The 11,665-nt window shown below is 62.7% G+C and carries 10 protein-coding genes and 1 pseudogene; 4 read left to right on the top strand and 7 right to left on the bottom strand.

Going from position 1 to position 11,665, the window contains the following annotated elements; translation table 11 throughout:
• Both B2V21_RS19365 and mtnA read right to left on the bottom strand, forming a co-directional pair.
• A partial coding sequence (locus tag B2V21_RS19365) for a DNA gyrase subunit A (RefSeq protein ID WP_286917735.1) occupies nt 1–229 on the bottom strand: 229 nt, incomplete at its 3' end.
• 313 nt (nt 230–542) lie between these two features.
• The gene (mtnA, locus tag B2V21_RS19360; RefSeq protein WP_286917734.1) at nt 543–1,619 is read right to left on the bottom strand and encodes an S-methyl-5-thioribose-1-phosphate isomerase; all 1,077 of its coding nucleotides are present in this window, start codon (nt 1,617–1,619) and stop codon (nt 543–545) included.
• Between the two features lie 105 nt (nt 1,620–1,724).
• Between mtnA and B2V21_RS19355 the strand changes: the two genes are divergently transcribed.
• Genes B2V21_RS19355 through B2V21_RS19340 form a run of 4 tightly spaced genes read left to right on the top strand, consistent with a single transcriptional unit; the run spans nt 1,725 to nt 5,247 of the window.
• On the top strand, nt 1,725–3,053 hold the full coding sequence (locus B2V21_RS19355; protein ID WP_286917733.1) for a TRZ/ATZ family hydrolase: 1,329 nt from the start codon (nt 1,725–1,727) through the stop codon (nt 3,051–3,053).
• A gap of 57 nt (nt 3,054–3,110) precedes the next feature.
• Complete coding sequence (gene ubiG / locus B2V21_RS19350; RefSeq protein ID WP_049860980.1) at nt 3,111–3,809, top strand: bifunctional 2-polyprenyl-6-hydroxyphenol methylase/3-demethylubiquinol 3-O-methyltransferase UbiG; 699 nt, start codon at nt 3,111–3,113, stop codon at nt 3,807–3,809.
• 2 nt (nt 3,810–3,811) lie between these two features.
• Nucleotides 3,812–4,483, top strand: a complete 672-nt coding sequence (mupP, locus tag B2V21_RS19345) for an N-acetylmuramic acid 6-phosphate phosphatase MupP (protein ID WP_049860981.1) — start codon at nt 3,812–3,814, stop codon at nt 4,481–4,483.
• Nucleotides 4,484–4,506: 23 nt separating this feature from the next.
• On the top strand, nt 4,507–5,247 hold the full coding sequence (locus B2V21_RS19340) for a YciK family oxidoreductase (RefSeq protein WP_286917732.1): 741 nt from the start codon (nt 4,507–4,509) through the stop codon (nt 5,245–5,247).
• Between the two features lie 115 nt (nt 5,248–5,362).
• On the opposite strand, the gene B2V21_RS19335 is transcribed toward B2V21_RS19340, so the two are convergent.
• From B2V21_RS19335 to B2V21_RS19315, 5 genes and pseudogenes are all read right to left on the bottom strand, one after another.
• Nucleotides 5,363–6,145 carry a TenA family transcriptional regulator gene (locus B2V21_RS19335; RefSeq protein ID WP_043187704.1) on the bottom strand — a complete coding sequence of 261 codons (783 nt, stop codon included), beginning with the start codon at nt 6,143–6,145 and terminating at the stop codon, nt 5,363–5,365.
• Nucleotides 6,146–6,191: 46 nt separating this feature from the next.
• A complete protein-coding gene (locus tag B2V21_RS19330) occupies nt 6,192–8,654 on the bottom strand; it encodes an EAL domain-containing protein (RefSeq protein ID WP_049860983.1) in 2,463 nt (820 codons plus the stop codon).
• A gap of 149 nt (nt 8,655–8,803) precedes the next feature.
• Nucleotides 8,804–10,630, bottom strand: coding sequence for an ABC transporter ATP-binding protein (locus tag B2V21_RS19325; protein ID WP_286917731.1), 1,827 nt, complete (start codon nt 10,628–10,630; stop codon nt 8,804–8,806).
• Nucleotides 10,623–11,258: a DsbA family protein gene (locus B2V21_RS19320; protein WP_049860985.1), complete on the bottom strand. Its 636-nt coding sequence runs from the start codon at nt 11,256–11,258 to the stop codon at nt 10,623–10,625. The genes B2V21_RS19325 and B2V21_RS19320 overlap by 8 nt, the downstream gene beginning before the upstream one ends.
• Before the next feature lie 3 nt (nt 11,259–11,261).
• Nucleotides 11,262–11,665: pseudogene (locus B2V21_RS19315) on the bottom strand (hypothetical protein); the annotation flags it as partial.

The raw sequence follows: 11,665 nt of genomic DNA, 5'->3' as shown, positions 1-11,665 counted from the left end.
ACTTACCGATCACGTCACCGACCACACGGGCCGACTTCTTGTAGGGTTTGTTCCAATCGTTGCCCAGTTCACTCATCGCAAACAGAACGCGGCGATGCACGGGCTTCAAGCCATCACGTGCATCAGGCAGTGCACGACCCACGATCACGCTCATGGCGTAGTCGAGGTAGGACTGTCTCAGCTCGTCTTCGATATTGACCGGGAGGATTTCTTTGGCCAGTTCGCCCATGAGAAGCCTGATTCCTTTTTCTGGTGAAACTCCGTTGCCTCCCTGTGAGAAGAACGAAGCTTGCCACCGCTGGCCGATGCCAACGGCGACTTACGACAAATCAACGAGTTACGCCTTGGACCGACGGCGCTGGGGGAGCACCTCGATGCACCCCCGAAAACCGCCGGATGTTAGCACAATCGCCGTCAGACACCTATCCCCTTAAACCCTGACAGGACCCTTGATCGAGTCGTATCGAGCCTCTGGCATGGCGCTGCGGCGCTTGCAGACCTTTCTGGAGTAAAAAAGTGAGCGTTTTGCCACTGTGGCGAATTCAATGCAGGCGCCGACGGCACATCAATTGCGCCAGCTTCGCCGCATCGGGTCGCTCGACGATGCCTTTTTCGGTGACGATCACGTCGATCAGATCGGCCGGTGTCACGTCGTGGATCGGATTGAATGCATCAACGTCCGCGCCGACGCGCGTTCCGGCCACTTCCAGCAATTCGCGACCATCGCGTTCGAGCAAGGGAATGTCTTCGCCGCTTTCCAGGGCCAAGTCGATCGCCGCGCTGCTGGCCACGACCATGAACCGAACACCGTGATGCATGGCGCAGACCGCCAGCTGATAGGTGCCGATCGGGCCGGCGATATCGCCATTGGCCGCAATCCGCTCGGCGCCGACGATCACCCAGGTGATGCCTTTGCTCTTCATCAGGTGCGCCGCCGCCGAATCGGCCGTCACGGTCACCGGGATGTCCTCGCTGGACAACTCCCAGGCCAACAGACGCGAGCCTTGTAGCCCAGGCCGGGTTTCATCGGCATAGACACGCTCGAGCATGCCTTCATGGAAGGCCCCGCGCACCACCCCGAGTGCCGTACCGAAGCCGCCGCTGGCCAGCGCGCCGGCACTGGCATGGGTCAGCACGGTCTGCAGATTGCCCTGGTGCCGGCGGATCACGTCGACGCCCAGCTGGGCCATGGTCAGGTTGGCTTCGCGGTCGCTCTGGTGAATGGCCAGGGCTTCGGCTTCCAGGGCCGGCACCGGGTCTTCGTCGGCGTGCACTCGGCCCAGACGTTCGCGCATGCGCTCCAGCGCCCAGAACAGATGGGCCGTGGCCGGGCGGACCGCCGCCAGCACGCGCAAATCCTGGTCCAGCGCGGCACGCCAATCGGCTGCGGCGGTGCGGTGCAGTCGCGCGGCGAGCACCACGGCATAGGCAGCGCAGATGGCGACCGCCGAAGCCCCGGACACCACGCCTGTGCGGATTGCGCCAGCCACGCCGGTCGCATCGACGAAAGCGCACCAGACTTCTTCGGCAGGCAGTGCACGCTGGTCGATCAGGTGCAACGCGTCACCTCGCCAATCAACGGCTTTGACCCGTTCCGCCGCCAACAATCGATCACGCATGCCCCAACTCCGTACTCAGACGCCAAAAGCGCTCGATTATAGCGAGCCCCCGTCCAAGACGCTCGGGTATACTTCGCCACCACCTGCACAAGCCCGGAACTTGCCATGCTCGACGTCGATACCGCCCTGGACCTGCTGTTGCTGCCAACCTGGCTGGTACCGGTCGAGCCCGCCGGTGTCGTGCTTCAGGAGCATGCCTTGGGCATCCGTGATGGGCAGATCGTCTTCATTGGCCCGCGCAGCGCGGCTGCCCGGCTGCAGGCACGGGAAATCCGCGAGTTGCCTGGGCAACTGCTCGCGCCGGGGCTGGTCAATGCCCATGGTCACGCGGCCATGACCTTGTTCCGCGGCCTGGCCGACGATCTGCCACTGATGACCTGGCTCGAACGCCACATCTGGCCCGCCGAGGCCCGCTGGGTCAGCGAGGCGTTCGTGCGCGACGGCACCGACCTGGCCATCGCCGAGCAGCTGCAGGGCGGCATCACCTGTTTTTCGGACATGTACTTCTTTCCCGAAGTGGCCGCCGAGCGGGTGCACGCCAGCGGCATGCGCGCCCAGATCAGCGTGCCGGTGCTGAATTTTCCCATCCCCGGCGCTCGGGATGCCGACGAGGCGCTGCACAAGGGCGTCGAGCTGTTCAACGATCTCAAGCACCATGCCCGCGTGAGCATTGCCTTCGGCCCCCATGCGCCCTACACGGTGAGCGACGAGAACCTGGAGAAGATCCGCGTGCTGGCCGATGAGCTGGACGCCGCCATCCAGATGCACGTCCACGAAACTGCCGGCGAAGTGCACGATGCCCTGCAAAAAAGCGGCGAACGCCCGCTGGCCAGGCTGGCCCGCCTCGGCTTGCTCGGCCCGCGGTTCCAGGCGGTGCACATGACCCAGGTGGATGACGACGACCTCGCCCTGCTGGTGGAAAGCAACAGCAACGTCGTGCATTGCCCGCTGTCCAACCTCAAGTTGGCCAGTGGCTTCTGCCCAGTGGAAAAACTCTGGCAGGCCGGGGTCAATGTGGCGGTGGGCACCGATGGTGCCGCCAGCAACAACAGCCTCGACCTGCTTGGCGACACGCGCACCGCAGCGTTGCTGGCCAAGGCCGTGGCGGGTTCGGCGACTGCGCTGGATGCCCATCGCGCGCTGCGCATGGCCACCCTCAACGGCGCCCGCGCGCTGGGCATGGAAGCGAACATCGGTTCGCTGGAAATTTGCAAGGCGGCGGACCTGACGTCCTTCGACCTGTCCGGACTGGCCCAGCAACCGGTGTACGACCCGGTGTCGCAATTGATCTATGCCAGCAGCCGCAATTGCGTCCGCCATGTGTGGGTGGCGGGCAAACACCTGCTTGACGAAGGCCGACTGACGCGCCTGGACGAAAACAGGCTGCGCGACATGGCCGGCGCCTGGGGCGAGCGCATTGCCGCAGGGCAATGAAGGCTGAAGACCCCGGCACTCTCGAATTCTGGAATCACAACGTTTAGAGGACACCCAATGAGCAACGTCGACCACGCTGAAATCGCCAAGTTCGAAGCCCTGGCGCACCGCTGGTGGGATCGCAACAGCGAGTTCAAGCCGCTGCACGACATCAATCCATTGCGCGTCAACTGGATCGACGAGCGCGTCAACCTGGCGGGCAAGCAGGTGCTGGACGTCGGTTGCGGCGGCGGCATCCTCAGCGAGGCCATGGCCCTGCGCGGCGCCAAGGTGACCGGCATCGACATGGGCGAGGCGCCACTGGCGGTCGCTCGCCTGCACCAGCTCGAATCCGGCGTGGAAGTGGAATACCGCCAGATCACTGCCGAAGCCCTGTCAGCCGAATGCCCGCAAAAATTCGACGTGGTCACCTGCCTGGAAATGCTCGAGCACGTGCCGGACCCTTCGTCGGTCATCCGCGCCTGTTTCCGCATGGTCAAACCCGGTGGCCAGGTGTTCTTCTCGACCATCAACCGCAACCCCAAGGCGTACCTGTTCGCGATCATCGGCGCCGAATACATCATGAAGCTGCTGCCGCGCGGCACCCATGACTTCAAGAAATTCATCCGCCCTTCCGAGCTCGGTGCCTGGAGCCGCGAGGCCGGACTGACCGTCAAGGACATCATCGGCCTGACCTACAACCCGCTGACCAAGCACTACAAGCTGGCCGCGGACGTCGACGTCAACTACATGATCCAGACCCTTCGCGAGGAATGAGCATGCGCCTTCGAGCGGTACTCTTCGACATGGACGGCACGTTGCTCGACACCGCGCCGGACTTCATCGCCATCTGCCAAGCCATGCGCGCTGCGCGCCAGCTGCCGCCCATCGACGAGCAACGGGTACGCGACGTGATTTCCGGCGGCGCCAAGGCCATGGTCCAGGCTGCGTTCGACCTGTCGCCGCAGGCGCCGGAGTTCGAAACGCTGCGCCTGGAATTCCTCGAACGCTATCAGGACGGCTGCGCGGTGCACAGCCACCTGTACGACGGCATGGCGCAACTGCTCGCCGACATCGAGCAGGCCAGGCTGATCTGGGGCGTAGTGACCAACAAGCCGCTGCGCTTCGCCGAACCCATCATGCAGCAACTGGGCCTGGCACAACGTTCGGCAATACTCATCTGCCCCGACCATGTGACCCGCAGCAAGCCGGACCCCGAACCGCTGCTGCTGGCCTGCAGCAAGCTCGAGCTGGACCCGGCCAGCGTGCTGTTCGTCGGTGACGATCTGCGCGATATCGAATCAGGCCGCGATGCCGGGACCAAGACTGCAGCGGTGCGCTACGGCTACATTCACCCCAACGACAACCCCGATCACTGGGGTGCCGATGTGGTGGTGGACCACCCGTCCGACCTGCGCCGCGTGCTGGACCAGGCCCTCTGCGGCTGCTGAGCCACCTTATTTCAGGAGATCCCATGTTCGATTACTCAACCCGCCCCGACCTGCTGGCCGGGCGCGTCATCCTGGTCACCGGTGCCGGCCGCGGCATCGGCGCCGCCGCCGCGAAAACCTATGCTGCCCACGGCGCTATCGTGCTGTTGCTGGGCAAGACCGAGTCCAACCTGACGGCCGTGTATGACGAGATCGAAGCGGCCGGGCATCCCCAGCCGGTGGTTATCCCGTTCGATCTGCACAGCGCACACACCGCGCAGTACGCCGAACTGGCGCAGATGATCGAGAAAACATTCGGCCGCCTCGACGGGCTGCTGCACAACGCCTCGATCATCGGTCCGCGAACGCCCCTGGACGTGCTGCCCGACGACGAATTCATCCAGGTGATGCAGGTCAACGTGAATGCGACCTTCATGCTCACTCGCGCACTGCTGCCCCTGCTCAAGCAGGCCGAAGATGGCTCGGTGGTGTTCACCTCGAGCAGCGTCGGTCGCAAGGGACGGGCGCACTGGGGCGCCTATGGCGTGTCGAAGTTCGCCACCGAGGGCTTGATGCAGACCCTGGCCGACGAATTGGAAGGTGTCAGCGCCGCACGCGCCAATAGCATCAACCCCGGCGGAACACGCACGGCGATGCGCGCGCAGGCCTACCCGGCCGAGGACCCGGGCCGCAATCCGCTACCCGAACAAATCATGCCGGTGTACCTGTATCTGATGGGACCCGACAGTGCCGGGATCAATGGCCAGGCGTTCGACGCCCAGTGAAATGTGTCCTCAGGACAGGCGCCATCCTGTGCCACGACCGGCCAGCCAGCCTGTCGCGTAACCATGGCGCCGCCTGAGGCGGCCCTGCTAGTGCTGCATCAGGCCGCTACGAGCCTTACGCCACCACTCTGTTGTCCAGTGTGGTGGTACGTTGCTGCTCCAGCGCCATGCAGCGTTCCAAGAACAGGAACATGAAGTCGTAGCTCTTGCAGATGGCGTTGCGCAGTTCGGTCTGCTGCGCTTCGGTGGCGTGGTTGCCGATCAGCGTGCAGATGATTTCCAGGGCTTCCCATGGATGCTCATCGTCGTACTGGGCGTGCAGGCTCAACCAGCGCATGGCGCGCTTGCGGTTCTGCTCGGGAAACGCCTGGGCATAGGTGTCGTCGGCACAGACCACCGCCGACCACTCGCCGGTGGCCCCTTCGATAGCATAGTTGGTCGCCGCCATGGCAACCGCCAGCGAATCGGTGGCGCAGCTCTGCCAGCACCAATGGCTGAGCGCATGCAGCTCGGCCGGCACATCCTGGGCGATGAGGTCCTGCAGGCTGACGCCATGGGCCTGGCTCCAGTGTACCCAGTAATCGGCATGGTTGAGCTCGACACGAATGTTGCGCATCAACCAGCGCCGCGCCATGTCCTCGCCCGGATGCCGGGCGAAGCGGGTCTTGGTCAGGTTCTGCGCCATGTACAGCGAGAATTGCTCCACTACCGGCCAGCCGCCGATCAGGTAGTGGCGCATGGTGCGCGAGCTCAGCTGGTTGTCGCGCATTCGTGCATAGACCTCATGCTCGACAACCCGCCGCTTGTTCGGCGCACAGTCTTCGATGAGTTTCTGTGCCCATTCGGGATAACTCTTTGCGTCCATCAGCGGACCCAGTCGAATAAAAGGATCGTTCACTGGCAAACCTCCATTTAATTGAGTGAAGAACAGCGGCAAATTGCCCTTATCGGAAAGTGTCGGGAACCCCGAATCGCGACGGCCGCAGTCTGCCCAGATGCCGGCGCAGACTGTCACAGGTAAATACCTGCGGTCGCTCGATCAAGTATCCCTGTGCGTAGTCCACACCAATTTCCAGCAAGGCCTGTTCTATCAGAGGCGTCTCGACAAACTCGGCAATGGTGCGCTTGCCCATGACGTGGCCAATATGGTTGATCACTTCCACCATCGCCCGATTGATCGGGTCGTCCAACATATCTTTAACGAAGCTGCCATCGATTTTCAAATAATCGACAGGTAAATGTTTCAAATAGGCAAAAGAGGACATACCGGCACAGAAGTCATCGAGGGCAAAATGACATCCTAAGCTCTTCAATTCATTGATAAATCGGATCGCGCTACCGAGATTTGCGATCGCGCTGGTCTCGGTGATCTCGAAACATATTAATTCGGCTGGAATCGCGTACAGGCGAAATTGTTCTCGCAGGAACTCGAGAAACTCCTCGTCGCCTATGCTGATCCCCGACAAGTTGATGGCGCAGACCGCCAAGGGGCCCTGATCGGGCTGATCCAGGGTCTGGCGTACCACCTTGAATACATTCTGCACCACCCACCGGTCGAGGGCGGTCATCAAGCCGTAGCGCTCGGCGGCTGGAATGAACACGTCGGGCATGATGATGCGGCCGGTTTCATCGCTCAGGCGCAGGAGAATCTCGATGTGTCCACCCGGTGGGCCGTCCTGTATGCCCAGCGCGGCGATTTCCTGTGCATAGAGACAGAAGCGGTTTTCTTCCAGGGCCATGTGCAGGCGCTGAACCCAGGCCATTTCGTCGACCCGCACGGTCAGCTCGCTATCGGCGGCATGGTAGACCTGGACCCGGTTACGGCCCCGTTCCTTGGCCAGGTAGCAGGCCATGTCGGCGGCGCGCATCGAAGCTTCGAGGGTGATCGGTGCCTGGGTCAGGTGCACCATGCCGACGCTTACGGTGGTCACGAAAGGCCGACCTTTCCACACGAAATGCAGGTTTTGCACGGTCTGGCGCAGCGTTTCGGCGAGCTTCTCCGATTCACTGGTGGAGCAGTTCTCGATGAGAATACCGAATTCGTCCCCACCCAGACGCGCCAGGGTATCGCCCTCGCGCAGCCCGGATTGCAGCAACGCGCAGATGTGGCGGAGCAGTTCGTCGCCTGCGGCATGGCCACAGGTGTCGTTGACCAGCTTGAACTGGTCCAGGTCCAGGAACATCAGGGAGTGACAACCCGGATAGCGTTGCAGCGCGGTAAGGGCCTGTTCGAGGCGGAACTCGAATTCGCGGCGATTGGCCAATCCGGTCAGTGCATCGTGGGTGGCCTGCCAGGAAAGGTTGGCGATGTACTGACGTTCCTGGGTCATGTCGTGCAGGACCAGCACGGTCCCGCTGATGTGCTGGTCGGTCTGGATGGGGGCGCCTACCAGCGTCACCGAGACCGTGCTGCCGTCCAGACGCTGGATCAACTTGGCGTGCTCGCTGCCGCCGCGCAGGTCGCCGCTGACGATGTGGTCGATAAGGGTGAAGCTGTCCTTCTCGGCGTTCTCGTCGAGCAGATTGAACAGCGCCGCCAGCGGCAGCCCGACGGCCTGGTCGGCACTCCAATGGGTGAGACGCTCGGCGGCCGGGTTCATGTAGAGAATCGCGCCTTCGACATCGGTAGTGATCACCCCGTCGCCAATCGATGCCAAGGTCACCTGGGCGCGATCTTTTTCCAGCTGCAGCGCATAGGCAAAGGCATGGCGCTGATTGAGCAGCTTGTGCGTGCGCCACAGCGCGAGCACGATCAGCAGCAAGGCGACCAGCAGATTGCTCACCACCAACAGGTATTGCACCGCACGCGAGCCTTCGCCCAGGGCCACACTGAAGGCCATGGCGGCGGGTGTGACCGCGTCGTTGATGGTCATGATCTGGTGTTTCCAGCGCGCCATGTCCGCTTCGGTTGCGGTGCCGGCCTGCTGTGCGGCGTGCATGCGCTGCGCCAGTTCGTCGAGCTGGACCAGGTAGGTGTCACCGGTCTTCCAGTGCGCAATGGCCCTGGACATGTAGCTGACATCGCTGAAGTGACGGTATAGCCAGATGATGTTCTGCATGTCGTCGGGGTGATTGTTACCCTTCAGAATGCCCGCCCGCGCCGCTGCCAGATCGGGCTCGGGCTGATCCAGGGCCAGGCGCAGTTGATGACCGCCCTGGGGAATGGCGATGGCCCGCAGGTATTTCTGGAAAACGTCTTCATCCCGGCTGTCGGCATACAGGTTGAGGTAGTAGATCGCGTCTTTCTGACCCTTGGACCAGAAACTTTCGCCCGCGACATAACTACGCACTGCGGACAGTGCGTAAAGGCTGATGCAACCCAGCATTGCCATCAATCCCACCACGGCGATAAATGGCCAGACGATCCCCAGTAATCTCGGCGTATCGAGAGTCTGCGTGTGCTTCATGAGGTTCCTTGCTTCAGCAATCCAGGCAACGTCCAAGTCAGAACTTCAATCAAGGCTGGCACACTTTAGGCTAGTTTAGGAAAGGACCGGCACCGTTTTCTTCGGTGCCGAATGTTTTTTCCATAGCTCGTCGTGACGCCAGGGGCGAACTAAACCTGTTGCAGATAACCGTACAGACGCGCATACAACCCGCCCTCCGCGATGAGTTGCTGGTGGTCGCCATCTTCGGCGATCCGGCCGCCGTCGAATACGAGTACGCGGTCGGCCTGTTTCACCGCAGACAGCCGGTGGGCAATGATCACTGTAGTGCGTCCTCTCAGGAAGCGCCCGAGGGCCTGATGCAGGTTGTACTCGGTGGCCGCATCGAGTGCCGAAGTGGCCTCGTCGAGGATGACCACCTTGGGTTCGGCGAGCACCATCCGGGCAATCGCCAGGCGCTGACGCTGGCCTCCGGAAAGGCGCACCCCCGAGCGGCCTACGATGCTGTCCAGCCCCTGCGGCATTTCCCGTACGGTGCCGTCCAACTGGGCGATCCGCAAGGCGTCCCAACATGCGTGGTCGCTGACATCGCGCCCCATGGTCAGGTTGGCGCGAATGGTATCGTTGAACAGTGCCGGATGCTGCAGCACCACCGCGACGTTATCGCGCAGGGTCTCAAGACCAATGGCCTGCTGCAGCGCGCCACCGAAACGCACTTCTCCTGCCTGCGGCGTGTAAAGCCCGAGCAGCAACTGCACCAGGGTGCTCTTGCCGCCTCCGCTGGCGCCGACGATGGCGACCTTTTCCCCGGCCGCGATGGACAGGTCCAGGCGGTCCAGTACCTTGTCTTCGGCGTAGGCGAAGCTCAGGCCACGAATGTCGATACCCACCGTCTCGCGGTCGCGGAACGGATCGCTGCCGCCCTCATACCTGGGTTCATCGGCACGGGCGAGCAATTCATTAATCCGGTTCAGTGCCCCGCCTGCCGCGTAGTAGGCGTATTGCAGGTTCAGCAGTTGTTCGACTGGCGTGATCATGAACCAGAGGTAGCTGAACACCGCCAGCATCTGACCGATGCTCAGGTCGGAGAACAGCACCGTGAGCATCGCAGCGGCGCGGAAGATGTCGATGCCGAACTGGAACAACAACGCACTGGCACGGCCCGATGCGTCGCTTTTCCACATGGAGGCAACGGCGAAGTCGCGAACTTCGCGAGCGCGCAGACCCAGCCGCCCCAGGAAATAACCCTGGCGATTGCTGGCCCGCACTTCCTGGATGGCGTCAAGGGTTTCGCTGAGTGCCTGGGTAAAGCGCGCCGTGCTGTCGTTCTCGAGTTTTTTCAGGTGCTTGACGCGCTTGCCCAGTACTACTGTGGCGTACACCACCAAGGGGTTGAACAGCAGGATCAGCAGCGCCAGTTTCCAATGCATCCACATCAGGATGCCCGCAGTGCCTGCCAGGGTCAGCATGGCGACCAGAAAGCGACTCAAGGTTTCGCCGACGAATTTGTCGAGGGTGTCCAGGTCGGTGACCAAGTGCGTGGTGACGGTACCGCTGCCCAGACTTTCGTATTCGCTGAGCGAGATGCGCTTGAGCCGCTCGATCAGGCGCAATCGCAAGCGATAGACCACGTCCTTGGCCAGTCCGGCGAACAGCCTCGCCTGCACGACGTTGAACAGCAACGCGCCGCAGCGCAGGGTGAAACTGACCACCAGCATGAGGCCGATGAAGCCGACGGGGATCTGCCAGGCGCTGGGCAGCACCTGGCTCATCCACCGTGTGGCACTGCCGGCGTGGCCGAGCAGCACTTCATCGACCAGCAACGGCAACAGCAGCGGAATCGGCACGCTGCACAGGGTAGCCAGCACCGCCACCCCATTGGCGGTCCATAGTGCCCGCTTGTGCTGCAGGGCCAGGCGGCGAATTTCACCCCAGCTCAGGCGGTCTGCCGCCCCGTGCAATCCTGTCTCCCCGACGGGGCCGGGGCGGTCATGCATGGGCAGCACGTTCCAGCCAGCGGGCCAACAGCGGCGACAGCTCGGCCAGCGGTCGATAACCATTGGTCAGCAAGGCCAGCTGACCCTCCCGCTCGGCGAGCAGCGTCGGGAAACCTGCAATGCCCAACCCCTGCGCCCAGGCGAAATCCGCTTGGGTGGCCCGCACCCTGTGATCGCTGTCGAATGCCTCGACGAATTCGATGCGCGGCACCCCTGCCCGCTCGGCCAGGCTGGCCAGTTGCGCTGGCTGGGTTACGTCCAGGCGCTCGGTGTAGAACGCCTGCTGGATCAGCTGGACCAGCGGCCACACCAGGTCGGGCGCCAGCTCGCGGACCGCCACGATCGCTCGGCACGCCGGCTCAGTGTCGTAGACGAAGCCTGCTGGCAAGGCCCCTTCGAACGTGAAGGGTTGACCGGTGGCCTCATGCACGGCGTGCCAGTGCTCGAGGATGTAATCGCGAGTGGTGGGTTCCAACGCCGCGCCGCCGCTGCGCAGTCCGCCTACCACGATGTGGGTCTTGACCCCTGCGGCCTCGGCCTGATCGATCAGGGCCTGAGCCACGGGGGCGAAGCCCCAGCACCAGGAGCACATCGGGTCCATCACGTAGATCAGGCGGTTGCGCGACATGACTCAGTCCTGAGCGGCTTTGCGGTAATTGTGCCCGATAGGGTGCGGCAGATTGCGCGCGCGAGCCAGTTCGATCTGTTTCTGACGATCAATGGCGCTCTTGCGGGTCTTATCGCTCAGGCTGTTCCAGCAATGCGGACAACTGACGCCGGGTACATAGTGCTCGCTGGCACGGTCTTCGACACTGATCGGTGTGCGGCAGGCGTGGCATTGGTCGTAGTCGCCTTCGCTGAGGTCGTGACGTACGGTAAGGCGATTGTCGAAGACGAAGCAGTCGCCTTCCCACTTGCTTTCCTGCTGGGGCACCTCTTCCAGGTATTTGAGAATGCCGCCCTTGAGGTGATAGACCTCTTCGAACCCTTCGCCCAGCATGTAGCTGGAGGCTTTTTCGCAGCGGATGCCGCCGG

The sequence above is a fragment of the Pseudomonas sp. UBA6276 genome (assembly GCF_002438365.1).
Lineage (GTDB): Bacteria > Pseudomonadota > Gammaproteobacteria > Pseudomonadales > Pseudomonadaceae > Aquipseudomonas > Aquipseudomonas coleopterorum.
Note: the sequence above shows the minus strand (reverse complement) of the source record. Positions and strands in the feature narration are given on the sequence as shown.

Bases quoted from the DNA above. Each gene is read 5' to 3' on its own strand.
- mtnA (WP_286917734.1), bottom strand. From the start codon at position 1,619: ATGCGTGATCGATTGTTGGCGGCGGAACGGGTCAAAGCCGTTGATTGG.
- B2V21_RS19355 (WP_286917733.1), top strand. From the start codon at position 1,725: ATGCTCGACGTCGATACCGCCCTGGACCTGCTGTTGCTGCCAACCTGG.
- ubiG (WP_049860980.1), top strand. From the start codon at position 3,111: ATGAGCAACGTCGACCACGCTGAAATCGCCAAGTTCGAAGCCCTGGCG.
- mupP (WP_049860981.1), top strand. From the start codon at position 3,812: ATGCGCCTTCGAGCGGTACTCTTCGACATGGACGGCACGTTGCTCGAC.
- B2V21_RS19340 (WP_286917732.1), top strand. From the start codon at position 4,507: ATGTTCGATTACTCAACCCGCCCCGACCTGCTGGCCGGGCGCGTCATC.
- B2V21_RS19330 (WP_049860983.1), bottom strand. From the start codon at position 8,654: ATGAAGCACACGCAGACTCTCGATACGCCGAGATTACTGGGGATCGTC.
- B2V21_RS19325 (WP_286917731.1), bottom strand. From the start codon at position 10,630: ATGCATGACCGCCCCGGCCCCGTCGGGGAGACAGGATTGCACGGGGCG.
- B2V21_RS19320 (WP_049860985.1), bottom strand. From the start codon at position 11,258: ATGTCGCGCAACCGCCTGATCTACGTGATGGACCCGATGTGCTCCTGG.